General features: G+C 62.4%; 21 protein-coding genes and 2 pseudogenes. 16 read left to right on the top strand and 7 right to left on the bottom strand.

Annotation, left to right across the window (positions count from 1 at the left end):
• Position 1 precedes the first annotated feature (1 nt).
• The 10 genes from nuoE to nuoN all read left to right on the top strand — a co-directional run bounded on the left by nuoE (position 2) and on the right by nuoN (position 12000).
• The gene (nuoE, locus tag H7993_RS01570; protein ID WP_122477746.1) at positions 2-499 is read left to right on the top strand and encodes an NADH-quinone oxidoreductase subunit NuoE; all 498 of its coding nucleotides are present in this window, start codon (positions 2-4) and stop codon (positions 497-499) included.
• A complete protein-coding gene (gene nuoF, locus H7993_RS01565; RefSeq protein WP_122477744.1) occupies positions 496-1854 on the top strand; it encodes an NADH-quinone oxidoreductase subunit NuoF in 1359 nt (452 codons plus the stop codon). The genes nuoE and nuoF overlap by 4 nt, the downstream gene beginning before the upstream one ends.
• A 130-nt stretch (positions 1855-1984) precedes the next feature.
• Complete coding sequence (gene nuoG / locus H7993_RS01560) at positions 1985-4702, top strand: NADH-quinone oxidoreductase subunit NuoG (protein WP_185793202.1); 2718 nt, start codon at positions 1985-1987, stop codon at positions 4700-4702.
• Positions 4699-5706 carry an NADH-quinone oxidoreductase subunit NuoH gene (gene nuoH / locus H7993_RS01555; RefSeq protein WP_122477741.1) on the top strand — a complete coding sequence of 336 codons (1008 nt, stop codon included), beginning with the start codon at positions 4699-4701 and terminating at the stop codon, positions 5704-5706. The genes nuoG and nuoH overlap by 4 nt, the downstream gene beginning before the upstream one ends.
• An 11-nt stretch (positions 5707-5717) precedes the next feature.
• Positions 5718-6266, top strand: a complete 549-nt coding sequence (nuoI, locus tag H7993_RS01550; RefSeq protein WP_122477739.1) for an NADH-quinone oxidoreductase subunit NuoI — start codon at positions 5718-5720, stop codon at positions 6264-6266.
• Between the two features lie 9 nt (positions 6267-6275).
• Positions 6276-6773, top strand: a complete 498-nt coding sequence (gene nuoJ / locus H7993_RS01545; protein WP_049860090.1) for an NADH-quinone oxidoreductase subunit J — start codon at positions 6276-6278, stop codon at positions 6771-6773.
• Positions 6774-6777: 4 nt separating this feature from the next.
• Entirely contained in the window at positions 6778-7086 is a 309-nt protein-coding gene (nuoK, locus tag H7993_RS01540; protein ID WP_043190115.1) for an NADH-quinone oxidoreductase subunit NuoK, read from the top strand.
• Positions 7083-8936, top strand: a complete 1854-nt coding sequence (gene nuoL / locus H7993_RS01535; RefSeq protein ID WP_185793201.1) for an NADH-quinone oxidoreductase subunit L — start codon at positions 7083-7085, stop codon at positions 8934-8936. Before nuoK ends, nuoL begins: the two co-directional genes overlap by 4 nt.
• 39 nt (positions 8937-8975) lie before the next feature.
• On the top strand, positions 8976-10508 hold the full coding sequence (gene nuoM, locus H7993_RS01530; RefSeq protein ID WP_185793200.1) for an NADH-quinone oxidoreductase subunit M: 1533 nt from the start codon (positions 8976-8978) through the stop codon (positions 10506-10508).
• A gap of 7 nt (positions 10509-10515) precedes the next feature.
• The gene (gene nuoN, locus H7993_RS01525; protein WP_122477733.1) at positions 10516-12000 is read left to right on the top strand and encodes an NADH-quinone oxidoreductase subunit NuoN; all 1485 of its coding nucleotides are present in this window, start codon (positions 10516-10518) and stop codon (positions 11998-12000) included.
• A 95-nt stretch (positions 12001-12095) separates the two neighbouring features.
• Here the strand turns inward: nuoN and H7993_RS01520 are convergent, their stop codons facing one another.
• From H7993_RS01520 to H7993_RS01500, 5 genes are all read right to left on the bottom strand, one after another.
• Positions 12096-14345: a helicase C-terminal domain-containing protein gene (locus tag H7993_RS01520; protein ID WP_122477731.1), complete on the bottom strand. Its 2250-nt coding sequence runs from the start codon at positions 14343-14345 to the stop codon at positions 12096-12098.
• On the bottom strand, positions 14342-15994 hold the full coding sequence (locus H7993_RS01515) for a VRR-NUC domain-containing protein (protein WP_185793199.1): 1653 nt from the start codon (positions 15992-15994) through the stop codon (positions 14342-14344). Before H7993_RS01515 ends, H7993_RS01520 begins: the two co-directional genes overlap by 4 nt.
• Before the next feature lie 84 nt (positions 15995-16078).
• Positions 16079-17482 carry an aminotransferase-like domain-containing protein gene (locus tag H7993_RS01510; RefSeq protein WP_185793198.1) on the bottom strand — a complete coding sequence of 468 codons (1404 nt, stop codon included), beginning with the start codon at positions 17480-17482 and terminating at the stop codon, positions 16079-16081.
• Complete coding sequence (locus H7993_RS01505) at positions 17479-18792, bottom strand: hypothetical protein (protein WP_185793197.1); 1314 nt, start codon at positions 18790-18792, stop codon at positions 17479-17481. The genes H7993_RS01510 and H7993_RS01505 overlap by 4 nt, the downstream gene beginning before the upstream one ends.
• A 332-nt stretch (positions 18793-19124) precedes the next feature.
• On the bottom strand, positions 19125-20138 hold the full coding sequence (locus H7993_RS01500) for a zinc-dependent alcohol dehydrogenase family protein (RefSeq protein WP_122715562.1): 1014 nt from the start codon (positions 20136-20138) through the stop codon (positions 19125-19127).
• A gap of 231 nt (positions 20139-20369) precedes the next feature.
• Between H7993_RS01500 and H7993_RS01495 the strand changes: the two genes are divergently transcribed.
• The 3 genes and pseudogenes from H7993_RS01495 to H7993_RS01485 all read left to right on the top strand — a co-directional run.
• Complete coding sequence (locus tag H7993_RS01495; RefSeq protein ID WP_122477722.1) at positions 20370-21284, top strand: LysR family transcriptional regulator; 915 nt, start codon at positions 20370-20372, stop codon at positions 21282-21284.
• Between the two features lie 195 nt (positions 21285-21479).
• Complete coding sequence (locus H7993_RS01490; protein ID WP_244646813.1) at positions 21480-21869, top strand: SDR family NAD(P)-dependent oxidoreductase; 390 nt, start codon at positions 21480-21482, stop codon at positions 21867-21869.
• A 280-nt stretch (positions 21870-22149) separates the two neighbouring features.
• A pseudogene (locus H7993_RS01485) lies at positions 22150-22983 on the top strand (hypothetical protein); the annotation flags it as partial.
• Between the two features lie 38 nt (positions 22984-23021).
• On the opposite strand, the gene H7993_RS01480 reads toward H7993_RS01485, so the two are convergent.
• Together H7993_RS01480 and H7993_RS01475 are read right to left on the bottom strand one after the other, a co-directional pair.
• Positions 23022-23756, bottom strand: coding sequence for an ATPase (locus H7993_RS01480; RefSeq protein WP_185793196.1), 735 nt, complete (start codon positions 23754-23756; stop codon positions 23022-23024).
• Entirely contained in the window at positions 23753-24001 is a 249-nt protein-coding gene (locus H7993_RS01475; protein WP_185793195.1) for a hypothetical protein, read from the bottom strand. The genes H7993_RS01480 and H7993_RS01475 overlap by 4 nt, the downstream gene beginning before the upstream one ends.
• Before the next feature lie 376 nt (positions 24002-24377).
• Between H7993_RS01475 and H7993_RS20745 the strand changes: the two are divergent.
• The 3 genes and pseudogenes from H7993_RS20745 to H7993_RS01465 form a co-directional block, all read left to right on the top strand.
• Positions 24378-24581: pseudogene (locus tag H7993_RS20745) on the top strand (His-Xaa-Ser system radical SAM maturase HxsB); the annotation flags it as partial.
• Between the two features lie 246 nt (positions 24582-24827).
• The gene (locus tag H7993_RS01470; RefSeq protein ID WP_122477720.1) at positions 24828-25118 is read left to right on the top strand and encodes a type II toxin-antitoxin system ParD family antitoxin; all 291 of its coding nucleotides are present in this window, start codon (positions 24828-24830) and stop codon (positions 25116-25118) included.
• Positions 25119-25120: 2 nt separating this feature from the next.
• Positions 25121-25477, top strand: a complete 357-nt coding sequence (locus tag H7993_RS01465) for a type II toxin-antitoxin system RelE/ParE family toxin (RefSeq protein ID WP_185793194.1) — start codon at positions 25121-25123, stop codon at positions 25475-25477.
• The last annotated feature ends 2 nt before the right edge of the window (positions 25478-25479 follow it).

Below are 25479 nucleotides of genomic sequence, written 5' to 3'. Positions count from 1 at the left end.
CATGAACAGCACGCTCATCCAGACAGACCGTTTCGCCCTGAGCGAAACCGAGCGCTCGGCCATCGAGCACGAGCTGCACCACTACGAGGACCCGCGCGCGGCGTCCATCGAAGCCCTCAAGATCGTCCAGAAGGAACGCGGCTGGGTGCCTGATGGCGCGCTGTACGCGATCGGCGAACTGCTCGGCATTCCGGCCAGCGACGTCGAAGGCGTGGCCACCTTTTATAGCCAGATTTTCCGCCAGCCGGTGGGCCGCCACATCATTCGCGTCTGCGACTCGATGGTCTGCTACATCGGCGGGCATGAATCGGTGGTCAGCGAAATCCAGAGCAAGCTGGGCATCGGCTTGGGCCAGACCACCGCCGACGGCCGCTTCACCCTGCTGCCGGTGTGCTGCCTGGGCAACTGCGACAAGGCCCCGGCGCTGATGATCGACGACGATACCTTTGGCGATGTCCAGCCCGCTGGCGTGGCCCAACTGCTGGAGGGCTACGTATGAAGCTCACCTCGTTCGGCCCGGCCAATACCATTGCCCGCGCCGCTGAAACCCATCCGCTGACCTGGCGCCTGCGTGACGACGGCGAGCCGATCTGGCTCGACGAGTACCAGGCCAAGGACGGCTACAGCGCCGCGCGCAAGGCATTTGCCGACATGTCGCAGGACGACATCGTGCAGACGGTAAAGGATTCCGGCCTCAAGGGCCGCGGCGGTGCGGGCTTCCCCACCGGCGTCAAATGGGGCCTGATGCCCAAAGACGAATCCATGGACATCCGCTACCTGCTGTGCAACGCGGATGAAATGGAGCCCAACACCTGGAAGGACCGCATGCTGATGGAGCAGCAGCCTCATCTGCTGATCGAAGGCATGCTGATTTCCGCGCGCGCGCTGAAGGCCTACCGTGGCTACATCTTCCTGCGCGGCGAATACACCACCGCTGCCAAGCACCTGAATCGTGCCGTACAGGAAGCGAAAGCCGCCGGCCTGCTGGGCAAGAACATCCTGGGCTCGGGCTTCGACTTCGAACTGTTCGTGCACACCGGTGCCGGCCGCTACATCTGCGGTGAAGAAACCGCGCTGATCAACTCGCTGGAAGGCCGCCGCGCCAACCCGCGGTCCAAGCCGCCCTTCCCCGCCGCCGTGGGCGTGTGGGGCAAGCCGACTTGCGTGAACAACGTCGAAACCCTGTGCAACGTGCCGGCCATCGTCGGCAACGGCATCGACTGGTACAAGGCGCTGGCCATGCCGGGCAGTGAAGACCACGGCACCAAGCTGATGGGCTTCTCCGGCAAGGTCAAGAACCCCGGCCTGTGGGAACTGCCGTTCGGCATCACCGCCCGCGAGTTGTTCGAAGACTATGCCGGCGGCATGCGCGACGGTTTCACGCTCAAGTGCTGGCAGCCAGGCGGCGCCGGTACCGGTTTCCTGCTGCCCGAGCACCTCGACGCGCAGATGTACGCCGGCGGCATCGGCAAGGTCGGTACCCGCATGGGCACCGGCCTGGCCATGGCCGTGGACGACAGCGTCAACATGGTCTCGCTGCTGCGCAACATGGAAGAGTTCTTTTCGCGCGAGTCCTGTGGCTTCTGTACCCCTTGCCGCGACGGCCTGCCGTGGAGCGTCAAGCTGCTGCGCGCCATCGAGACCGGCAACGGCCAGCCGGGGGATATCGAAACCCTGCTGGGCCTGGTCGGTTTTCTCGGCCCCGGCAAGACGTTCTGTGCGCACGCGCCCGGCGCCGTGGAGCCCTTGGGCAGCGCGATCAAATATTTCCGTGCCGAGTTCGAGGCGGGCATCAAGCCCGTCACGCCGGGCAGCCTGACCCAGGTGGCCACACCCACCATGGCCGGCGCCTGACCAACAGCACGCCCGGCGGCCCGTGCCGCCGGTATCGCCCGTTGACGCGCCCTTTCCGGCTGCGCCGGGCGAACGACAAGATTTCCATTAGCCACGCCCGCTGACAACGGGCCAACGAAGAACTTGAACCATGGCCACTATCCACGTAGACGGCAAAGCGCTCGAGGTCGATGGCGCAGACAACCTGTTGCAGGCCTGTCTGTCGCTGGGCCTCGACATCCCGTATTTCTGCTGGCACCCGGCGCTGGGCAGCGTCGGCGCCTGCCGCCAGTGCGCAGTCAAGCAGTACACCGACGAGAACGACACCCGTGGTCGTATCGTCATGTCGTGCATGACCCCTGCCACCGACAACACCTGGATCTCCATCGAAGACGACGAATCCAAGGCATTCCGTGCCAGCGTCGTCGAATGGCTGATGACCAACCACCCGCACGACTGCCCGGTCTGCGAGGAAGGCGGTCACTGCCATCTGCAAGACATGACCGTGATGACCGGTCACAATGAGCGTCGCTATCGTTTCAGCAAGCGCACCCACCAGAATCAGGAACTGGGCCCGTTCATCGCGCATGAGATGAACCGCTGCATCGCCTGCTATCGCTGCGTGCGTTTCTACAAGGACTACGCCGGCGGCACCGACCTGGGCGTGTTCGGCGCCCACGACAACGTCTACTTCGGACGGGTCGAGGACGGCACCCTGGAAAGCGAGTTTTCCGGCAACCTCACCGAGGTCTGCCCGACCGGTGTGTTCACCGACAAGACGCACTCCGAGCGCTATAACCGCAAGTGGGACATGCAGTTTGCCCCGAGCATCTGCCATGGCTGCTCGAGCGGTTGCAACATCAGCCCGGGCGAGCGCTACGGTGAGCTGCGCCGCATCGAGAACCGCTACAACGGTTCGGTGAACCACTATTTCCTGTGCGACCGTGGCCGCTTCGGCTACGGCTACGTCAACCGCACCGACCGCCCACGGCAACCGCTGCTGGCCGAAGGCAACCGCAAGCTGAGCCTCGACGAGGCGCTGGACAAGGCTGCCGAGCTGCTGCGCGGCCGCAACATCGTCGGCATCGGCTCGCCACGGGCCAGCCTGGAAAGCAACTACGCCCTGCTGGAACTGGTCGGTGCCAAGCACTTCTACAGCGGCATCGAAGCCGGCGAGCTGTCGCGCATCCGCCTGGCCTTGCAGGTGCTGCAGAACAGCCCGTTGCCGATCCCGAGCCTGCGCGAGGTCGAAGACCACGACGCGGTGTTCGTGTTGGGCGAAGACTTGACCCAGACCGCCGCGCGCATGGCGCTGGCGCTGCGTCAATCGGTGAAGGGCAAGGCAGAGGCGATGGCCGAGGCCATGCGCGTTCAACCTTGGCTCGACGCTGCCGTGAAGAACATCGGTCAACATGAGCTGCATCCATTGTTCATCGCCAGCCTGAGCGACACCAAGCTCGACGACGTCGCCGAGGAATGCGTCCACGCCGCGCCGGAAGATCTGGCACGTATCGGCTTCGCCGTGGCCCACGCGATCGATGCCAGCGCACCGGCCGTGGCCGGTCTGGACAGCGAAGCACTGGAGCTGGCGCAGCGTATCGCCGATGCCCTGGTGGCCGCCAAGCGTCCGCTGATCGTCAGCGGCACTTCGCTGGGTTGCAACGCCCTGATCGAAGCCGCAGGCAACATCGCCAAGGCCTTGAAGGGTCGCGACAAGGCCGGCTCGCTCAGCCTGATCGTGCCGGAAGCCAACAGCATGGGCCTGGCGATGCTCGGCGGCGACTCGGTCGACAACGCGCTGCAAGCCGTGATCGATGGCCACGCCGACGCACTGGTGATCCTGGAAAACGACCTGTACACCCGTGTCGATGCCGCCAAGGTGGACGCCGCGCTGAACGCTGCCAAGGTGGTCATCGTTGCCGATCACCAGCACACCCGCACCGTCGAGCGCGCCCATCTGGTCTTGCCGGCGGCCAGCTTCGCCGAAGGCGATGGCACCCTGGTCAGCCAGGAAGGCCGCGCACAGCGGTTCTTCCAGGTGTTCGATCCGGTCTACCTGGATTCCAGCATTCTGATCCACGAAGGTTGGCGCTGGCTGCACGCGCTGCGCAGCACGCTGCTGAACCAGCCGGTGGACTGGACCCAACTCGACCACGTGACCGCTGCAGTGGCCAACAGGACCGCGCAACTGGCCCGCATCGTCGACGCCGCGCCGTCGGCCTCGTTCCGCATCAAAGGCCTGAAACTGGCCCGCGAACCGTTGCGCTACAGCGGCCGTACCGCCATGCGCGCCAACATCAGCGTGCACGAGCCACGCACATCGCAGGATACCGACACCGCCTTCTCGTTCTCCATGGAAGGCTACTCGGGCTCGGTCGAGCCGCGCCAGCAGGTGCCCTTCGCCTGGTCGCCAGGCTGGAACTCGCCACAGGCCTGGAACAAGTTCCAGGACGAAGTGGGCGGCCATTTGCGTGCCGGTGACCCAGGCACACGTCTGATCGAAAGCCAGGGCGACGGCCTGGGCTGGTTCGCCAGCGTGCCGGCGGCCTTCTCGCCCGCTCGCGGCACCTGGCAGGCAGTGCCGTTCTATCACCTGTTCGGCAGCGAAGAAAACTCTTCCCGCTCCGCACCGGTGCAGGAGCGGATTCCGGCTCCCTACGTCGCGTTGGCCAAATCCGAGGCCGATCGTCTGGGCGTCAACGATGGCGCGCTGCTGAGCCTCACCGTCGCCGGCCGGGCCTTGCGCCTGCCGCTGCGCATCAGTGAAGAACTGGGCGCAGGCCTGGTGGGTCTGCCCGCTGGCCTGGCGGGCATCCCGCCGGCGTTTGCCGGCGCATCCGTCGAAGGCCTGCAGGAGGCAGCACAATGACCTGGTTCACCCCTGAAGTGATCGACATCATCATCGGTGTGGTCAAGGCCCTGGTCATCATGCTGGCGGTGGTCGTCTGCGGCGCGTTGCTCAGCTTCGTCGAGCGTCGCCTGCTGGGCTGGTGGCAGGATCGCTACGGCCCGAACCGGGTCGGTCCGTTCGGCATGTTCCAGATTGCCGCCGACATGCTGAAGATGTTCTTCAAGGAAGACTGGAACCCGCCCTTCGTCGACAAGGTGATCTTCACCCTGGCGCCGGTGGTGGCCATGAGTGCCTTGCTGATCGCCTTCGCGATCATTCCGATCACCCCCACCTGGGGTGTTGCGGACCTGAACATCGGGCTGCTGTTCTTCTTCGCCATGGCCGGTCTGTCGGTGTATGCCGTGCTGTTCGCCGGCTGGGCCAGCAACAACAAGTACGCCCTGCTGGGCAGCTTGCGGGCCTCCGCGCAGACGGTGTCGTACGAAGTGTTCATGGGCCTGTCGCTGATGGGCATCGTGATCCAGGCCGGTTCCTTCAACATGCGCGACATCGTCGAGTACCAGGCGCAGAACCTGTGGTTCATCATTCCGCAGTTCTTCGGCTTCTGTACCTTCTTCGTCGCCGGCGTGGCGGTGACTCACCGTCATCCGTTCGACCAGCCGGAAGCGGAACAGGAACTGGCCGACGGCTACCACATCGAATACGCCGGCATGAAATGGGGCATGTTCTTCGTCGGTGAATACATCGGCATCATCCTGATCTCGGCCTTGCTGGTGACGCTGTTCTTCGGCGGCTGGCACGGTCCGTTCGGAATTCTGCCGCAACTGTCGTTCGTCTGGTTCGCACTGAAAACCGCGTTCTTCATCATGCTGTTCGTATTGCTGCGCGCCTCCATCCCGCGCCCTCGCTACGACCAGGTAATGGATTTCAGCTGGAAGTTCTGCCTGCCACTGACCCTGATCAACATGCTGGTGACCGCCGCGATCGTGTTGTTGAACACGCCCGCCGGCACGGTTCAGTGAGGAATTGACCCATGTTCAAATATATCGGTGACATCGTAAAAGGAACGGGCACGCAGCTGCGCAGCCTGATCATGGTGTTCGGCCACGGTTTCCGTAAGCGCGACACCCTGCAATACCCCGAGGAGGCGGTGTACCTGCCGCCGCGCTATCGCGGCCGCATCGTATTGACCCGCGACCCCGACGGCGAGGAACGCTGCGTGGCCTGCAACCTGTGCGCCGTGGCCTGCCCGGTAGGTTGCATCTCGTTGCAGAAGGCAGAAACCGAGGACGGTCGCTGGTACCCGGACTTCTTCCGGATCAACTTCTCGCGCTGCATTTTCTGTGGCCTGTGCGAGGAAGCCTGCCCGACGACCGCGATCCAGCTCACGCCGGACTTCGAGATGGCCGAGTTCAAGCGTCAGGATCTGGTCTACGAAAAGGAAGATCTGCTGATCTCCGGCCCCGGCAAGAACCCTGACTACAACTTCTACCGCGTAGCCGGCATGGCCGTAGCCGGCAAGCCCAAGGGCGCCGCGCAGAACGAAGCCCAGCCGATCAACGTGAAGAGCTTGCTCCCTTAAGGAAGAAAGATGGAATTCGCTTTCTATTTCGCGTCGGGTATCGCGGTGGTGTCCACCCTCAGGGTGATCACCAATACCAACCCCGTACACGCCCTGCTCTATCTGATCATCTCGTTGATCGCCGTGGCGATGACCTTCTTCGCCCTGGGTGCGCCGTTCGCCGGCGTGCTCGAAGTGATCGCCTACGCCGGCGCCATCATGGTGCTGTTCGTCTTCGTGGTGATGATGCTCAACCTGGGCCCGGCCTCGGTGCAGCAGGAACGCGTGTGGCTCAAGCCGGGTATCTGGGCTGGCCCGGTATTCCTCGGCGCCTTGTTGCTGCTCGAATTGCTGTACGTGCTGTTCGCCAACCCCAGCGCTGCCGGTATCGGCCAGACCACGGTCGATGCCAAGGCGGTCGGCATCAGTCTGTTCGGCCCCTACCTGCTGGTGGTTGAACTGGCGTCGATGCTGCTGCTGGCTGCAGCCGTGACGGCGTTCCATCTCGGCCGTACGGAAAAGGAGTAAACAGATGCCCGCTATCCCTCTCGAGCATGGCCTGGCTGTCGCCGGCATCCTGTTCACCCTTGGTCTGGTCGGCCTGATGGTCCGCCGTAACATTCTTTTCGTGTTGATGAGTCTGGAAATCATGATGAACGCCTCTGCCCTGGCGTTCATCGTGGCGGGCGCACGCTGGGGCCAGCCCGATGGACAGATCATGTTCATCCTGGTGATCACCCTGGCCGCGGCCGAGGCCTCCATTGGCCTGGCGATCCTGATGCAGCTGTATCGCCGCTTCCACACGCTCGACATCGACGCTGCCAGTGAGATGCGCGGATGAACCTGATCTTTCTGACCTTCGTATTCCCGCTGATCGGCTTCCTGCTGCTGTCGTTCTCGCGCGGGCGCTTCTCGGAAAACCTCTCGGCGCTGATCGGCGTCGGCTCCATCGGCCTGTCGGCGGTGGTTGCCGCCTACGTTATCTGGCAGTTCAACGTCGCGCCGCCCGAGGGTGGCGTGTACACCCAACTGCTGTGGCGCTGGATGGCGGTGGACGGGTTCGAACCCAACTTCACCCTGTACCTGGACGGCCTGTCGATCACAATGCTCGGCGTAGTGGTAGGCGTGGGTTTCCTGATCCACCTGTTCGCCTCCTGGTACATGCGCGGTGAAGAAGGCTACTCGCGCTTCTTCGCCTACACCAACCTGTTCATCGCCAGCATGCTGTTCCTGATCCTGGGCGACAACCTGCTGTTCATCTACTTCGGTTGGGAAGGCGTGGGCCTGTGCTCGTACCTCTTGATCGGTTTCTACTATGGCAATCGCAACAACGGCAACGCAGCGCTCAAGGCGTTCATCGTGACCCGTATCGGCGACGTGTTCATGGCCATCGGCCTGTTCATCCTGTTCCAGCAACTAGGCACGCTGAATATCCAGGAACTGCTGGTGCGGGCGCCGGAACATTTCAAGGTCGGTGACTTCTGGATCGTGCTGGCCACGTTGATGCTGCTCGGCGGTGCCGTCGGCAAGTCCGCGCAACTGCCCCTGCAGACCTGGCTGGCAGACGCCATGGCCGGTCCTACCCCGGTATCGGCACTGATCCACGCCGCCACCATGGTAACCGCTGGTGTCTACCTGATCGCCCGGACCCACGGGCTGTTCGCCCTGGCCCCGGACATCCTGCATCTGGTCGGTGTGATCGGTGGTGTCACGCTGGTCCTGGCCGGCTTCGCCGCGCTGGTGCAGACCGACATCAAGCGTATCCTGGCCTACTCGACCATGAGCCAGATCGGCTACATGTTCCTGGCCCTGGGCGTCGGTGCCTGGGACGGCGCGATCTTCCATCTGATGACCCATGCCTTCTTCAAGGCGCTGCTGTTCCTCGCCTCGGGTGCGGTGATCGTCGCCTGTCATCACGAGCAGAACATCTTCAAGATGGGTGGGCTGTGGAAGAAGCTGCCGTTGGCCTACGCCAGCTTCATCGTCGGCGGCTCTGCCCTCGCGGCCCTGCCGTTGCTGACGGCCGGCTTCTATTCCAAGGACGAGATCCTCTGGGAAGCCTTCGCCAGCGGCAACAACGGCTTGCTGTACGCCGGCCTGGTCGGTGCGTTCATGACCTCGCTGTACACCTTCCGCCTGATCTTCATCACCTTCCATGGCGAAGCCAAGACCGAAGCGCACGCCGGCCACGGCGTTGCCCACTGGCTGCCGTTGGGCGTGCTGATCGTGCTGTCGACCTTCATCGGTGCCTGGATCCATCCGCCATTGGCGGGCGTGCTGCCGCAGAGCGTCGGTCATGCCGGCGGCGAGGCCAAGCACAGCCTGGAGATCGCCTCGGGCGCCATTGCCCTGGCCGGTATCCTGCTGGCAGCCATGCTGTTCCTCGGCAAGCGCCGCGTTGCCACGGCCGTGGCCAACAGTGGCATCGGCCGGATGCTGTCGGCCTGGTGGTTCGCCGCCTGGGGCTTCGACTGGATCTACGACAAGCTGTTCGTCAAACCCTACCTGCTGATCAGCCACCTGTTGCGCAAGGACCCGGTTGACCAGGTGATTGGCTTGATCCCGCGTACGGCCAAGGGCGGCAACAACGCCATGAGCCGTACCGAGACCGGTCAGTTGCGCTGGTATGCCGCTTCGATGGCCGCTGGCGCCGTGCTGGTGCTCGGCGCCGTCGTGCTGGCGGCGGTCTGATATGAATCCTGTGACTTTGCGAAAGGAAACGAGCCCGTCATGATTTTGCCCTGGCTGATCCTGATCCCCTTCATCGGCGGCCTTCTGTGCTGGGTAGCGGAGCGCAGCAGCGCTACTCTGCCCCGCTGGATCGCATTGCTGACCATGTCCCTGGAACTCGCGCTCGGCCTCTGGCTGTGGGCCAATGGCGACTACACACTGGCGCCTGCACCCGGCGCGGAACCTGTCTGGGCCTACGAGTTCAAGCTCAACTGGATCCAGCGCTTCGGCATCAGCGTGCACCTGGCGCTGGATGGCCTGTCGCTGCTGATGATCCTGCTCACCGGCCTGCTGGGTATCCTCTCGGTACTGTGCTCGTGGAAAGAGATCCAGCGCCACGTCGGCTTCTTCCACCTCAACCTGATGTGGATTCTGGGCGGTGTGGTCGGTGTGTTCCTGGCGCTGGACCTGTTTCTGTTCTTCTTCTTCTGGGAAATGATGCTGGTGCCGATGTATTTCCTCATCGCGCTCTGGGGTCACAGTTCCTCGGATGGCAAGAAGACCCGGATCTACGCCGCCACCAAGTTCTTCATCTTCACTCAGGCCAGCGGCCTGATCATGCTGGTGGCGATCCTGGGCCTGGTGCTGTTCAACTACAGCAACACCGGTGTGATGACGTTCAACTACAGCGACCTGCTCAAGGCGCAGTTGCCGGAACATGTCGAATACCTGCTAATGCTCGGCTTCTTCATCGCCTTCGCGGTGAAGCTGCCGGTGGTGCCGTTCCACTCCTGGCTGCCCGATGCTCACGCCCAGGCGCCTACCGCAGGTTCCGTGGACCTGGCCGGTATCCTGCTGAAAACCGCCGCCTACGGTATCCTGCGTTTCGCCCTGCCGCTGTTCCCCAATGCCTCGGCAGAGTTCGCACCGATCGCCATGACCCTCGGTCTGGTGGGCATCTTCTACGGCGCCTTCCTGGCGTTCGCGCAGAGCGACATCAAGCGCCTGATCGCCTTCTCCAGCGTCTCCCACATGGGCTTCGTGCTGATCGGTATCTACTCCGGCACCCAGCAGGCCCTGCAGGGCGCGGTGATCCAGATGCTCGCCCACGGCTTGTCGGCAGCGGCGCTGTTCATCCTCAGCGGCCAGTTGTACGAGCGCCTGCACACCCGCGACATGCGTGAAATGGGCGGGCTATGGTCGCGCATTGCCTACCTGCCGGCCATCAGCCTGTTCTTTGCCGCTGCCTCGCTGGGCCTGCCGGGCACGGGCAACTTCGTCGGTGAGTTCCTGATCCTGCTGGGCAGCTTCACCGTCGCCCCGTGGATCACCGCCATCGCCACCTCCGGGCTGGTGTTCGGTTCGGTGTACTCGCTGATCATGATTCACCGAGCCTACTTCGGCCCCTCCAAGTCGGACGCGGTACTGGCCGGCATGGACAACCGCGAACTGATCATGGTGCTGGGCCTTGCGGGCCTGCTGATTCTGCTTGGCGTCTACCCGCAGCCTTTCCTCGACACCTCCGCCGCCACCATGACCGGTGTGCAGCAGTGGTTCGGCACCGCCTTCACTCAACTCGCTTCGGCCCGGTAAGAGCGCTATGGACCTGACGATTCAACACTTTATTGCGCTTGCGCCGCTGCTGATCACTACCGTCACCGTCGTTGCGGTGATGCTGGCGATCGCCTGGCGGCGCAACCATTCGCAAACCTTCCTGCTCTCGTGTGCGGGCTTGAACCTGGCGCTGCTGTCGATTTTGCCGGTGCTCAAGCTGACGCCCATGACCGTGACGCCGTTGCTGCAGGTCGACAACTTCGCCGCGCTGTACATGGCGCTGATCCTGGTGGCCACGCTGGCCTGCGTGACCCTGGCACACGCCTACCTGGGTGATGGCGCCACCGGCTATCCCGGCAACCGTGAAGAGCTTTACCTGCTGATTCTGATGGCCGCGCTGGGTGGCCTGGTACTGGTTTGCGCGCAGCACCTGGCCGGCTTGTTCATCGGCCTGGAACTGCTCTCGGTACCCACGTACGGACTGATTGCCTACGCCTTCTTCAACAAGCGCTCGCTGGAAGGCGGCATCAAGTACATGGTGCTGTCGGCCGCAGGCTCGGCGTTCCTGCTGTTCGGCATGGCGCTGCTGTACGCCGATGCCGGCAGCCTGAGCTTCTCGGGCATCGGCCTGGCCCTGGCCGCCACCGGCGTGCCGAGTGCGCTGGCGCAACTGGGCCTGGCGATGATGCTGGTGGGCCTGGCGTTCAAGCTGTCGCTGGTGCCCTTCCACTTGTGGACACCCGACGTGTACGAAGGCGCCCCGGCGCCTGTCGCTGCGTTCCTGGCCACTGCCAGCAAGGTCGCGGTGTTTGCCGTGGTGGTGCGCTTGTTCCAGCTGTCGCCGGCAGCCAGCAGCGGTGTGCTCAGCGATGTGCTGGCGGTGATTGCGGTGGCGTCGATCCTGATCGGCAACCTGCTGGCGGTGACCCAGAGCAACCTCAAGCGCCTGCTGGGTTATTCGTCCATCGCCCACTTCGGTTACCTGCTGATCGCGTTGGTAGCGAGCAAGGGCCTGGCCCTGGAAGCCATCGGCGTCTATCTGGTGACCTACGTGATCACCAGCCTGGGTGCGTTCGGCGTGATCACCCTGATGTCGTCGCCGTACAACGGCCGCGACGCCGATGCATTGTACGAGTACCGCGGCCTGTTCTGGCGCCGTCCGTACCTGACTGCGGTGCTGACCGTGATGATGCTGTCGCTGGCAGGCATTCCGCTGACCGCCGGTTTCATCGGCAAGTTCTACATCATCGCCACGGGCGTGGAATCGCAACTGTGGTGGCTGACCGGTGCGCTGGTGATCGGTAGCGCCATCGGCGTCTTCTACTACCTGCGCGTGATGGTGACCTTGTTCCTGATGGAAAAGAACCTGCGTCGCACCGATGCCCCGCTCAAGTGGGAACAGCGCACTGGTGGCGTGATGCTGCTGGCCATCGCCGCCCTCGCCTTCCTCCTGGGGGTGTACCCGCAACCGCTGCTGGAGCTGGTGCAGCATGCCGGGTTCCAGTTGGGTTCGGTGGTTGTAAAAGGCTGAAGATCGGCTGCATGAAAAAACCCGCTTCGGCGGGTTTTTTTATGTTTCCGTGGCGGCCTCTTCGCGGGCAGAGCCCGCTCACACATAGCCGAAAACTAAACCGCCCACCATCGCGGAAACAGGCTCTTGACCCGCGCCTCGGCAAAGCGGTCGTCGATAAGCACTACCACCCCCCTGTCGTCCTGACCACGGATGACCCGTCCTGCCGCCTGCACTACCTTGCACAAACCGGGATACAGGTAGGTGTAGTCGTACCCCGAACCGAACAGGGTATTCATGCGTCCCTTGATCTGCTCGTTGACCGGGTTGAACTGGGCCAATCCAAGGGTAGCGATAAAGGCGCCGATCAAGCGCTTGCCGGGCAAATCGATGCCCTCGCCAAACGCACCGCCAAGCACCGCAAAACCGACGCCCTGACTGGTCGAGGTGAAGCGGGCAAGAAAGTCACGCCGTGCGCCTTCATCCATCTTGCGTGCCTGTGCCCATTGCTCGATGTTCGGGTAGCGCTCGGCCAACAGTGCCTCGACCTGCTGCAGGTAATCGAAACTGCTGAAGAACGCCAGGTAGTTACCCGGCTGCGCCAGATACTGCTTGGCAATCAGTTCTACAATGGGCCCCAGCGACGCCTGCCGATGGTTGAAGCGCGTGGAGATGTCATCGACGATGCGCACCTCCAACTGCTCGGCACTGAACGGCGACTGCACGTCGATCCACGCATGGTCCTTGGGTAGCCCGAGCAGGTCGGCATAGTAGCGTCGCGGGCTGAGCGTGGCGGAAAACAGAATGGCACTGCGCGCTGCGGCGATGCGCGGCCCCAGCAAGGGCGCCGGGACGATGTTGCGCAGGCACAGCTGCGACTGCACACGCTTGCCCGAACCGTCGCGGCGAGTCACGTCGAATACATAGTGCTCGTCGAACAGCTCCGCCACGCGGGTGAACTGCAACGCCTGGAAATAGAAGTCCAGCAGTTGCGGATCGATGCCCTGGGGCTGCGCATTCATCTCGTCGCCAATCAGACTGATGCAGCGCAGCAGCGCCAGGATCAACTTGTCCGGCAGACGCGCGTGCGCCTGGTATGGCCCCGATTGCTCGGCGTGCAGCGCGTTCCACTCCCGATTCACACGTTGCAGCGGACTCTTGAGCTTGCTTGGCGGCGCCGCGCGCACGGCCTGCAGCGTGCGCTGCTCGAGGGTGGCGCTGTACATGCCGCGCGCGCGGTCGACCAGGTTGTGCGACTCGTCGACCAACACTGCCACACGCCATTGGCGCTCTTGAGCCAGACCGAACAGCAGGGCATTGAGGTCGAAATAATAGTTGTAGTCGCCGATGACCACGTCCGCCCAACGGGCCAGTTCCTGGCTCAGGTAATAGGGGCAGATGCGGTGCGCCAGGGCGGTCTGGCGCACCTGTGCCTGATCCAGGATCTGCAAGCGCACGGCGTCTTCGCGAGCTGCCGGCAGGCGGTCGTAGAAGCCCTTGGCCAACGGGCAGGATTCACCGTGACAGGCCTTGTCCGGGTGCTCACAGGCCTTGTCCCGCGCGACCATTTCCAACGTGCGAAGCGGTAGCCCCGGCTGGCGATGCAATTGCGCCACGGCCTCCAGCGCCAGGGCACGACCGGGGCTTTTGGCGCTGAGAAAGAAAATCTTGTCCAGTTGCTGCGGGACCATCGCCTTGAGCAACGGAAACAGCGTCGCCAGGGTCTTGCCGATACCGGTGGTGGCCTGGGCCATCAGGCAGCGCCCGGTGCTGACCGCCTTATAGACGGTTTCCGCCAATTCGCGCTGACCGACGCGAAAGGCCGCATGGGGGAAGGTCAGTGCACGCAGCGCCGCGTCGCGCTCGGCGCTACGGGCGAGTTCCTGACGCGCCCATTGCAGGAAGCGCGAACACAGCCGTTCGAAATGTGCTTCCAGATCCTGCGCCTGGCACTGCTGGCTGAACACCGTCTGCTTGTCGTAATCGACATCGAAATACACCAAGGCAACGTCCATGCGCGTCAGCTGCAGTTGCTGACACATCAGCCAGGCATAGACCTTGGCCTGGGCCCAGTGCAATTGGCGATGATTGTCAGGCTGCAGATCGAGGTCGCCGCGGTGGGTCTTGATCTCTTCCAGGCGGTTCAGTGCCGGGTCATAGCCGTCGGCGCGGCCGCGCACCTGCAACTCATGGTATTGGCCGCTGAGGGTGACTTCGCTCTGGTAGCCGGCCTCGCGGCCCTGAGTCACCCGGCGATGGCCGAGCATGCCCTCCTGAGCCGACGGCGAAGGTGTGAAGCGCAGGTCGAGGTCACCCACCTTGGCCGTGAACTCGCACAAGGCCCGTACGGCCACGGTGTAGCTCACGCGGGCTGTCCTGCCCACTCCACGTAGCAGACCTGCACCGGCAGTGCATGGCGGGCACAGAACTCCAGCCAGCGCAGTTGGTTATCCTGCAAGCGGTCGCCGGGCCCCTTGACCTCGATCATCAGGTAGCGACCTTCGGCGGGCCAGAACTGGATGAGGTCGGGCATACCGGTGCGGTTGGCCTTGACGTCTTCCAGCACCCGGTCGAAACAGTGTTTGAGGTGCTGCGCGGGAATACAGCCCAATGCGAGCTCTAGCAAATTTTCGTCGAGCATGCCCCAGTGCACGAAAGGCGATTGCAGGCCGCGTTTTTCCTGCCAGGTCCGGCGGATGGTGTGCTTGTAGCGGCCGTCGTCCAGCTCGCCCAGGCATGCGTCGAACAGCGCACTGCGACGCTGGCGGAAGTCGGGCTGATGCAAGTCGGCCGGGCCGTTCTGGAACGGGTGGAAAAATGCCCCGGGCAACGGCGCGAAAATCGCCTTCCAGCACAGCAGGCCGAACAAGGCGTTGAACAAGGTGTTCTCGACATAATGCACCGGCGCATCTTCACTGTGCAGCGACGCGGCGACCCGCCGCTCGACGCTCAGGCGCTGTTCGCAGAGCACCAGAGTCAGGTCCAGGCGCGCGACCTTTGCGGCCTGGCGCTTGGGTTGCGCAGGCAAACCCAAGTGCCGACGCAGGCGCGGCAGCATGCGCGGCAGTTGCTGCGCCTCGGCCGGATTGAGCGGGGCCAGGCTAGCCTGCTCGGCCAATTCCAGCGCCTGGCTGTATTCACCGCGCAACTCGAGCACGCGAATGATCCGCGCACGGGCCTGGGCAAACGCGCAGCTGCGGTACACCACCAGGGCCTGCTGCAGATCCTGCTGACGCTCGCAGGCATAGCCCAGGCGGAACAGCAGCTTCTGCCGACGGCTCTGCAACCAGGATTTGTCCGTGGTCACCGCCAGCAGTTGACGGTGAATGTCTTCGCACGGCAGCCCGGCTTCGATTGCTTCGCTGCACGCATGCAACGCCAGCCCGGCCGCCACGTCGTCGCGATGGGTCAGCCCCCGTGACTCGGGCGCCAGCTGTACTGCCTCGTAGCGATACACCCCCAGATCGGCCAGCACGAACTCGGTCCAGCCTTGATGCAGATTGCCGAAGAACAGCAACCGCAGACGGTCACAGAGCGCTTGCACCGTCAGGCAGTAGAGCGTGTCGGCCAACGTTGGACACCAGCCCCGAAACGGCTGCACGGGCCAGTCGTGTTCGGCAAGGGCCAGCAGCAGTTGCGGCTTGGGCAACGATGGCTTGGCGAGGTGGGTCGCGAAACAGCTGACGATTTCCGGCTTGAGCAGCACCTCGCCTACCTGCTGCAGCGTCAGCGGGGCTTGATCGGTGAGATAACCGCTGGCCAGCAGCGGTCGCGCTGCTTCGTCTGGACAACCGATCTCGGCGTACTCGAGGCGACTGGCGCGGAACATCTCGCCCTTGCGCATGATCATGCGCACCAACAGCGCCTGGGACGGCTGCGGCAGCGCGTCGAAACGCTGGATGAAGCTCAGCTCCTCGGTATCCAGCACGTCCAGGTAGCGTTGCTCCAGCCACGCCAGTACGCGACGGAAATTGGCCAAGTAATAGAAAGGGTCTTCGAGCGCTGCAAATGCCACGTTTTCGCCAAACCAGTGTCATGAAAGCCACTGTTTATACATACAGAAAAAAGCCAAGGCAATCGGAAATGGACCGATGGTGGACTACACCTCGTGCACTTTCAGGGCCACTGCCAGCGCTGCGGCGCAGCGCTCCCACTGCATCGCCGAGTGCCCGCAACCATTGAGGCGCAGGTGTTGATGGCAATGGCCCTGCAGGCTGAAGATGTCACCCGGGGCAATCAGTAGGCGCTGCCTGCGCAGGTCCTCGTGGACGCCGCGCATGTCCACCGGGTAGCGCGCCCGCGCCCACACGCAGGCGCCACCGGCGCTGCGTGTCAGTTGCAATCGTTCGTTCAGCCGCATGTGCAGGAGCGTGGTGAAGACTGTCACCTGTTGCTGCAGGGCTTCACGTTGCAGGTTCAACTGAGCGTCGTAGGCGCCGCTGCCGATGAACCGAGCAAGCGCCTTGTGGCGTAAGGGTGGCGCCGCAGTCACGCGTTGCAGGCAGTACTGCTGCAGGCGGCTCGGCCAATGCCGCGACAGCAGGTAGGCGAAAGCCGCCTCGGCACCAAAGACGGGTTGCAGCGAGCCGAAGATCAGCAAGCGTTGCGGCGCTACCAGCTCGCGAAAACGCAGCACTGCTTCGAAGCACAGGTCGCCCTCGGTGTCGTCCTCGGCCACCCACACCCCGTGCCGCTCCAGCAGGCTGGCAATCGTGCGCTTGTCGGCGTCACCGATGCAGGTGCCGTGCGGGCCATGGAAAGACGCGCCGAGCACCATCAGACGCACCTGGCGCCTGGCAAGTACTTCGCGCAGGCGCTGCATCGGCACCCGGCCGCGCTCATCGAGCGCCAGCTCGACCACCCGCGCCCCGGCCTGCTGCAAGGTGCGCAGAATGCGCCAGCCGCACGGCACCAATACCACCACCACCGCGCCTTGCAGCTGCATGGCGGTCCAGGTCATGTGCAGCACACTGAGCAGGTCACCGCCGATGTAGACATCGTCGGCGCACCAGTGGTGGTCCAGGCAGCGGGTGTAGCGCGCCGCCAGCGCATGGCGCAGCTCCAGTTCACCGCACGGCTGGGGGATGCTCCCCAGCCCCGCCGGGTAGCGCCTGGCCAGTTCGACTTCGAACCTGAGCAGGGTCTTCAGGGCATCGGTACGCGGCGGTGGTGCGGCGCCACTGAATACGTCCACACTGGACTGGCAGGCGCCGGCGAGTACCTGCTGGAGCAGATCGGGGCTGACCAGCGCCGGCCCGAAGGCTGTGGAGCCCCGTGCGTAGTAACCGGACTTGGCGATCGGCTCGATTCGCCCTTCGGCTTCGAGCAGCCCGTAGGCGGCCTGCACGGTCGAAACCGAAACATCCAGGGTTCGCCCCAGCGCACGGAGGGATGGGAGCTTGACACGCAGCCCTGGCTCGATCCCGTCGATCAGACGCAATAGGTAGCGGTACACACCTTGATAAGCGAACGCGCCGGCCTTGTCCCTGGCAGCGCCGTTCATGGCAATCTGGGTCGCTGGTAGAGCCCTTGCAGAATTGGCAAAGACAGCCCGCTGACCGATTCCAGCCACTGCGAGACCTGCGCTGCAACCCTGGAACCACGCAGCGCGCGGTGCAGGTGGGGCAGAGCCACCTGCATACCCGGATGGCACGCTGTCAGGAATGCCTCCAGGCGTGCCCCACGATCGCTGAACGGGGCGTACACCGCACAGTTCAGCTCCGCTGGAGTCATGCCGTACCACGTGGTCAAGCGGGCCTGCATCTGCTCGGCGGCGTCTTGCACAAGTGCTCTGGGCAGGTGCGTAGCAGGCCGGACCTGGTTCGCCGCCGTTCGGCCCACGGTGTTGCGGAAGGCTTCCAACCCCTGCTCGAAGCTACCCCCGTGCAAGCACTGGCTGCGCAGGCCGTGCAGGTAAGCCAGCCAGGCCAGTTGCGGATGGCGGATTTCGTGTGGATCGAATAGCGGGCGCACGGGTTGGCAGCCCAGAAACTGCCACATGGCGTCATCGGACGCCGACGGATCGCCGAGCAGATCATGCATACCCAGCAATCGCGCCCTGTCGAGAGGATCGACGCGCTGGCCGCGTGGCATACCCACGACAGCAGCACCCAGCCCTTGCAGACAGCCACTGCCCTGCCAATGGTCGCGAGTCGCGGGCGATGCGCCCGCCCGGCGTCGCTCACGCATTGCCCAGGCAACGAAACGTCGCCGCTGCAACACCGGTTGGTCGAGCACGATGGCATCGGCCGGGGCCGAGTAGCCCAGCAGTCGCTGATAAACCCGCGCGATCGTTCGATAGCCCCGATGCTGCAGCTCGGCGGATCCAGAGGGGGCGAATTCGTGGGCAGCATTCAACAATTCGCTGCGACAGCTCGAGCGCTGGGCGTCGACGCCTGCAAGGCGATACTCGTACGGCCGCAGGGCATCGTCGGCGAACGTCAACAGTTCGATGCGCGGATCGTCGTGCAGAAACAGCGCATTGCAGGCCCGCTGCACATTGCCGTTGCGGACATCGTCGAGCAGGGCCTGGCTGCTCACCGCCGCACGGATGAAAAACGTCGGTTGATGACGGGCAGCCAAGGTCAGTTGCGCTGCCCGCAGCAACCCCAGACCGGCATGGCCGGCCGTGCTGCCGCAGAGCCTATAAACGACTCGATAGCCGCCCAGCCGCTGGGCGCCGCCGGCGGCGGTCATCAAGCGCTGGATCAGTGGCTGTACCGCCACCCGCCGCGCTGGCGAAAAGGAACCGAGCAAACGCGACAGCACCTGCTGGTAGACGCGATTCATGGCTTGCTGGTGCATTGCGCTCATGGCTGCTTTCCGAGTACTGGCCGAGAACCCGCCGGACGACTGCCACACTTCGAAACGTGCTTGCAAAGCCCCGGAGACGGGCATGGAGCGCGCATTATGAAGGGCCGTTTTCCGATTAAAAGATACAGAAAGCAGGCAACGGACAATGCAGATTGGCGGGCGTACGGCGAATCCGCACGAGCACCATGAGGCGCCCATGCCGACGCCGGGCGCAATCGGACAGGTCTGAGAAAAGAGTGGAAAGGTCTTACAAATCTGCGCGAATCAGCGATGCAGATGCTTTGAAAACCAGGCGTCCCGCGCAGGGACGCCTGGTCTGCCGTGTCGGCCGGTTACAGCTGCAGCGCGATGCGACCGCCGCAGGGGCATTCATCCATGGCCTTGTGCGCCTCGACGAACTGGTCGAATGGATACACCTTGGCGATCTGTGGCACCAGCACGCGGTCAGCCGTCATCTGGTTGATATCACGCAGCGCGCGCTGCAAGGCCTCGGCATCCTGGACGATCCCCAGTTCCGGCTTGCCGAGAAAGTTGCCCAGGCAATGCACATGGAACTGGATGTTCTTCTGGAACGCGGCACACGCGGGAAACGGCGTCTGGTTGCCGCCCTGCAGGCCATACAGGATCAAACTGCCACGCGGTGCCAGGACGTCGCCGAGTACCGACATCTGCGGCCCGCCCAGCCCATCCAGAACCATGTCCACGCCGCGATTGCCGGTGAACTTGTCGATCTGCATGAGCAGGTCCTGCTCCTCGGTCACCACGACTTTCTCGGCGCCCAGCGACAGCAGGTAATCGCGCTCGGCCGGATTGCGCGTGGCGGCGACCACCTTCAGGCCCAAAGCTTTGCCCAACTGCACGAACGAAGGTCCCGCGCAGTGGCTGGCGTCGGTTACCAACGCAGTCTGCCCTGGCTTGGCACGGGCCAGTTCGGCATAGGCGAAGTAGGCGATCAGTAACGGCGTGTAGTGCACCGCTGCCTCTAGCGGCGAGAGAATGTCGGGATAGCGCGTAAGGGCCGTGGCCGGCAGCAGAATCATTTCGCCGTAGACCGGGTACTCGTTGGGGCTTTCTGCGGGAAAGCTGGCGACCTTGTCGCCCACCGCGAAACCCTCGACCCCTTCACCCAGCGCCGTGACCACGCCGGCCATTTCCTGACCGAGGCCCGCCGGCAGGCGTGCTTGCGAGGGCGCCAGGTTCTGCCGCCAGAGCACGTCGTACCAGCTGATACCGATCGCCTCGACACGTACCTGAACTTCGCCCGGAGCGGGCGATGCCACTGCATGCTCTTCGCACGTCAAGACCTGCGCCGGACCAAATTTATGAAAACGGATCGTGCGGGACATCGCAAACCTCGCCTTGTAAACCTCTAATGCCATGAACTTTATCTGGGCATTCGCGCTTAAGCTATCAGCGCCTGTTAATAGTCGACATGCTTGCCATTGATTCGACCCTGCGGCCGCTCTGCGCGGCAGGCACGCGCATGACGCAAACCGAAATTTTCCGGTGCAGGGTAGCAGCCTTTGCCCTTAAGATTCACGCCTGCACCTCTTCTTCATGTTCCAGCGGGCCCATAGATGAACCGTAACGACCTGCGTCGCGTCGACCTGAACCTGTTGATCGTGTTCGAAACCTTGATGCATGAACGCAGCGTCACCCGCGCCGCCGAGAAGCTCTTTCTCGGCCAGCCGGCCATCAGTGCCGCCCTTTCACGCCTGCGCGGCCTGTTCGACGACCCGCTGTTCGTGCGCACCGGGCGCAGCATGGAACCGTCGGCGCGGGCCATGGAGATCTTCGCCCTGCTGTCGCCGGCACTGGACTCAATTTCCACCGCCGTCAGCCGCGCCGCCGACTTCGACCCGGCCACCAGCAACGCGGTATTTCGCATCGGCTTGTCCGACGACGTCGAATTCGCCCTGCTGCCCATGCTGCTCAAGCGCATCCGCGCCGAAGCACCCGGCATCGTGCTGGTGATCCGTCGCGCCAACTACATCCTCATGCCCGCCCTGCTCGCCTCTGGGGAAATCTCCATCGGCGTCAGCTACACCGATGACCTGCCGGCCAACGCCAAGCGCAAGGTGCTGCGGCGCAACCGCCCCATGCTGCTGCGCGCCGACACCAAGCCGGGCAACCTGACCCTCGACGAGTTCTGCGCCCGCCCCCATGCGCTGGTGTCGTTCGCCGGCGACCTGAGCGGCTTCATCGACGAAGAGTTGAAAAAGCACGGCCGCACACGGCACGTCGTGCTCGCCGTGCCCCAGTTCAACGGCCTCAGCACCCTGCTCGCCGGTACCGACATCGTCGCCACAGTGCCCGACTACACCGCCGATTCGCTGACCGCTGCCGGCGGCGTCCGCGCCGAGCCGCTGCCGCTGGACACGCCGTCGTTCGAGCTGCACCTGGCTTGGCGGGGGTCACAGGATAATGATCCTGGGGAGCGGTGGTTGAGGTCGCGGATTCAGATGTTTTTTGGGGATCCGGATAGCCTGTGATGGAATTCTACTGAATTCCATAAAGTCCTTTTATAACAACTACTTATTGAGATTTTTAGTCTACTGCCGCCTGTCTAATCCAATGGATTCTACGACTTATGAGGGCATAATTGGGGGCAAATTTCGGTTCCTTAAAAAGGATGCCCCCACCGATGCCCCCATATAATGGGGTTGTTTTCGGACGAAAACTCAGCGATGCCTTTGTTAACTACGCAAGCAGCTGCCCGGGTGATGGAAGCCGGTTCAGCCATAGTCAATATCAGTTCAGGAATGGCCCACAGCCCTTACCCCCAAGTCCATGTGTATTGCGCCACCAAAGGCGCGGTCAACACCCTGACCCGCTCACTGGCAATGGAACTGGGCCCCCGTGGCATTCGCGTGATAGGCATCGCGCCGGGCTTGGTTCACACCGAAGGTAATGCAGAATCCGCACAAGGAATGGATGAGTTTTTCATCGCCAAAACGCCGCTGGGTCGTGTCGGCAAACCTGCAGACATTGCCGGTGCCGTGGCGTTCGCGGTTTCCAACGATTCCGCCTGGGTGACGGGCAGCACGCTGGATGTGGCAGGCGGGATGATTTTCTAAGCATGCCTCGCAATGCCGGTTGTGCAAAAGGGCAAGGCACCCGCTGTGGACAAGTGAGTGCTGGCGGTGAGTGCTGAGTTGCAGCCTCATCAGAGCTAGCACTTCAACGTCCGCTGCTGGCCGATTCTGTTGAAAAGGTAGCTCCCCTATCTGGCCTGCGGCAAGAGGCCCATTTGAACCTGGCGTATCGCTGGCTCTCGGGGCAGCGATCTCTTTCGCTGGCTGTTCAACGAGGTGCTGCATCGTTGCATGGACGCTGGGTTGGTCAAGGGCGAAGGCTTTGAAACCTGGCGCCTCGGTCAGTCTCGCCCCGTTCACCGATGCTTCGCGCCTGGTCGAGCAGCCGGATCAGGTGGCGAGTCTGTCGATCGATGAGCTGGACGATGAGGTGGTAACCAGTCACGAAGACCAGCGCGATGTTCTCGGCGAACTGGAAATCACTGCCCGCCTGATGATCACCGGCGGCGAGGCCAAAGAAGAGGCGCGCCTGAGTCGAGCCGATCGCAGCTTGATCCGCGAGTGCATTCTCGATGCGGCGCAGAACAGATGTCCATCAGCTACATCAGCTTGATGAACACCGTGAACAACCTCTCCGAGCGCGACCAGTACCTGGGCCGACCGATCATCATGGTCACCGACGAGGGTCATATCATCACCAAGAACCCGTTGCTGGCGCCGTTCGTGGTCAAGGGGACGAAGATGTGGCGCAAGCTCGGCGCTTGGTTCTGGCTGGCGACGCAGAACCTTGCTGATTTCCCCACGGCTGCGCAGACCATGCTCAACATGATCGAATGGTGGATTTGTTTGAATATGCCGCCCGCGGAAATCGAAGAAATCGCACGGTTCAAGAAGCTTTTCACCTGCGCAGAAAGCCCTGTTGCTCTCCGCCAGCAAAGAGCCGGGGAAATACACCGAGGGAGTGGTGCTGTCGAAAAAGCTCGAGACGCTGTTTCGAGCCGTGCCACCCAGTCTTTACCTCGCCTTGGCCATGACAGAGCCCGAGGAAAAAGCCGAACGCTGGACACTGATGCAGGAGAATGGCTGTTCGGAGTTGGAAGCGGCTTACCGGGTAGCTGAACGGATCGATAGCGCACGAGGAATAGAGCCCATATAAGGGAGGTGTGGCGCTCCCAGCTTTGGCCAATCCGGCAGCTAGCCGTTGGACACCTTTTCAACATAGGCATCCATGAACCAGTCAGGGACCTCATCAACCTTGAACTCAAGGTCCGTCCCATCCGTAACTTCGGCCAACAGCACCAGATCGGCACCGGAGTTATCGAAGATGTAGGCCCGGTCCGAAGCAGCAATAGCCACAGGCAGCAGGCTGAGGCAACGGCCGTAGCGCTGTACAATTTTTTCTGTGGGAACTGGGTGCCCACCTGCCGCGACACGGTTCCTGACCCTGTTGATATTGATGTCAGGGTCTTCAGTTGCCACAAAGTACAGGTAGGTTCGGTATCCAGACTCTCTTGCCTTGAGCATAAAGGCGATTTTGTCGTCGCTAGACATCACCGTTTCGAAGGTGAAAGACAGCTGGTCTTCGAGGAGCTTGTTCCGGATGAAGTCAGAGAGCACGGAGGCAAAATAGGAGTTCATAGCGACCGTCTGGAAATTCAGGCCGTTGCTGCTAAAGCCTATGTTGGTCGCCTCCTCATTGAGCCGGGCAGACCTGACCAGCCGATGCTCCCTAATGAAACCGAGGACCTCATCACCCTCAACTTCCAGTTGAAAATCACTGAACTCCAGACGACCGCTGTCTTTGGCAGCCTTCTCGATTTCATTCGGGTTAATGTAGATACCGATCAGGTGGGAAGGGATGGCACTTTTCATCGTGCTCTTGCCGGAGCCGTTGGGTCCAGCAAAGACCCTCAACCGAGGGACAGTCATGAGCAACGGCGCACCTTAATGACGCCACCCAGAGTCACTTTGTGCTTGGGCTTGGCCACTCGAATGACTTTGTGCTTACCGTCAGCAGTCGTTTCAACAAGCATGCCATTCATGACTTCCATCACACTGCGGCCGGCAGCCAGGGCGTTGATATAGGCGGTATTAATGGCGCCTTCAGCCATGACCGGGATCTTATCCTCCAGTCGACTCAGCAGATCGTCACTCAACACTCGTTTGGCTTTCATATCGCGCTCCACGTTCTCAGAGCGTGCAGAATCTGCACTTAATCAGAATCTTAGCTACGTGAACCTGTTTGTAACAGGGCGAAAGCTACTTCTGCCAGCCTCCATTCTAGAGGAATGGCGTCTGGAACCATACCTTTCAAGAGATTTTCACGTTCGATGCATGACCGGTGGCATTTGAAGCAAGTGCCGCCCTTGGTGAAGCGCCCAAATAAGGGAAGCACTGCCGTTCTAGAACCCTGTCAAAATATTTTTTGGGGATCCGGACAGTCTTTAGGTGTCGTCGGGCAGGCTGTTTATCTGATGATTTTTTTGCTTTCCACAAACCATGGCACTGCAATCCTGGTGGATAGCCACATGAGGCACATCTGGAGGCCATGGTTCGGATGACTGCGCACTTGTCCCATACGGTGTTGCTGACCTGATCGAGCACTATGTCCGCCAAGCTGACCCGATCGGCCACCGAGTGTTCAGCAGCTTCTGCAAGAAGAACATGGGGCTGTTGAAGCATATTGTCGGCCTGCTTGGCGATAGCGACAACAACGTACAAAGAGTACTGCTGTCCTGGTTGAACAGGCGATCGAAAGTACCGGCCTGGCCAGGAACAACTACGAAGAATTGTGGAGTGAGTAGGATCAGCCTACTGCCAATGACAGGTATCGCCCTTGCCCCCTACGCCACACTTTTTTGACGTTGTGCGCATGACGCAACGGGTGACCCCATACGTCGCAGCTCGTCAGTTCCAAACCTCAAGCCATGTGTTCGCAAGCGAAATGGCATAATATGCCAATGAGCGGAAGAAACCTCTTACCAAAAGCTGGAGCTCATCATGGCGACGCGAAACGTTGTGCTCACCCCTCACCAGGAACAGGTTATCCATGACCTGGTGCAGTCCGGCCGTTATCAGAATGCCAGCGAAGTGATGCGAGAAGGTTTGCGTCTATTGGAACAGCGCGTCGCCGAAGACACCGCCAAAATCGAGGCCCTGCGTCAGGCGACTTCGATCGGCATCATGGACCTTGAGCACGGTCGCTTCACTCAGGTGAACGAAGGGGAGCTGGATCACTACCTCGAGGACTTGAGCCTGGAGGCCACCCTCCCCGCGCGTGAGAAACGCTGAGCATGCCGCAGTATCGGATTTCCAACGCGGCGCGCGCCGACATTGTCGACATCCTCAGGCTCTCCCAGACGCAGTTCGGCGATCAAGCACGCCAGCGTTACCAAGCGCTGATCCTCGCGGCGCTGCAAGCGCTTGCCGACACGCCTCATCGCATTGGCAGCCACGACCGCGATGAGCTTGCACCGGGCCTTCGAAGCTATCACCTCATCTATTCGCGTCAGCAGGCCAAACAAACCCACGGAACGGTGAAAAGCCCTCGCCATATCGTGTTCTATCGTGTGGCAAACGACCATGTGATCGAGGTCGTCAGACTCCTTCATGACGCCATGGAAGTGCAGTTGCATTTGCTGGACGACTGATC

Source organism: Pseudomonas baltica, assembly GCF_014235765.1.
Lineage (GTDB): Bacteria > Pseudomonadota > Gammaproteobacteria > Pseudomonadales > Pseudomonadaceae > Aquipseudomonas > Aquipseudomonas baltica.
Note: the sequence above shows the minus strand (reverse complement) of the source record. Positions and strands in the feature narration are given on the sequence as shown.

What these genes read in the sequence shown, in the direction of transcription:
- H7993_RS01475 (WP_185793195.1), bottom strand. Translation starts at nt 24,001, where the DNA reads ATGAAAGCCAAACGAGTGTTGAGTGACGATCTGCTGAGTCGACTGGAG.
- nuoN (WP_122477733.1), top strand. Translation starts at nt 10,516, where the DNA reads ATGGACCTGACGATTCAACACTTTATTGCGCTTGCGCCGCTGCTGATC.
- nuoJ (WP_049860090.1), top strand. Translation starts at nt 6,276, where the DNA reads ATGGAATTCGCTTTCTATTTCGCGTCGGGTATCGCGGTGGTGTCCACC.
- H7993_RS01505 (WP_185793197.1), bottom strand. Translation starts at nt 18,792, where the DNA reads ATGAGCGCAATGCACCAGCAAGCCATGAATCGCGTCTACCAGCAGGTG.
- nuoF (WP_122477744.1), top strand. Translation starts at nt 496, where the DNA reads ATGAAGCTCACCTCGTTCGGCCCGGCCAATACCATTGCCCGCGCCGCT.
- H7993_RS01470 (WP_122477720.1), top strand. Translation starts at nt 24,828, where the DNA reads ATGGCGACGCGAAACGTTGTGCTCACCCCTCACCAGGAACAGGTTATC.
- nuoK (WP_043190115.1), top strand. Translation starts at nt 6,778, where the DNA reads ATGCCCGCTATCCCTCTCGAGCATGGCCTGGCTGTCGCCGGCATCCTG.
- nuoG (WP_185793202.1), top strand. Translation starts at nt 1,985, where the DNA reads ATGGCCACTATCCACGTAGACGGCAAAGCGCTCGAGGTCGATGGCGCA.
- nuoI (WP_122477739.1), top strand. Translation starts at nt 5,718, where the DNA reads ATGTTCAAATATATCGGTGACATCGTAAAAGGAACGGGCACGCAGCTG.
- H7993_RS01465 (WP_185793194.1), top strand. Translation starts at nt 25,121, where the DNA reads ATGCCGCAGTATCGGATTTCCAACGCGGCGCGCGCCGACATTGTCGAC.
- H7993_RS01500 (WP_122715562.1), bottom strand. Translation starts at nt 20,138, where the DNA reads ATGTCCCGCACGATCCGTTTTCATAAATTTGGTCCGGCGCAGGTCTTG.
- H7993_RS01480 (WP_185793196.1), bottom strand. Translation starts at nt 23,756, where the DNA reads ATGACTGTCCCTCGGTTGAGGGTCTTTGCTGGACCCAACGGCTCCGGC.
- H7993_RS01490 (WP_244646813.1), top strand. Translation starts at nt 21,480, where the DNA reads ATGCCTTTGTTAACTACGCAAGCAGCTGCCCGGGTGATGGAAGCCGGT.
- nuoH (WP_122477741.1), top strand. Translation starts at nt 4,699, where the DNA reads ATGACCTGGTTCACCCCTGAAGTGATCGACATCATCATCGGTGTGGTC.
- nuoL (WP_185793201.1), top strand. Translation starts at nt 7,083, where the DNA reads ATGAACCTGATCTTTCTGACCTTCGTATTCCCGCTGATCGGCTTCCTG.
- H7993_RS01510 (WP_185793198.1), bottom strand. Translation starts at nt 17,482, where the DNA reads ATGAACGGCGCTGCCAGGGACAAGGCCGGCGCGTTCGCTTATCAAGGT.
- nuoM (WP_185793200.1), top strand. Translation starts at nt 8,976, where the DNA reads ATGATTTTGCCCTGGCTGATCCTGATCCCCTTCATCGGCGGCCTTCTG.
- H7993_RS01495 (WP_122477722.1), top strand. Translation starts at nt 20,370, where the DNA reads ATGAACCGTAACGACCTGCGTCGCGTCGACCTGAACCTGTTGATCGTG.
- nuoE (WP_122477746.1), top strand. Translation starts at nt 2, where the DNA reads ATGAACAGCACGCTCATCCAGACAGACCGTTTCGCCCTGAGCGAAACC.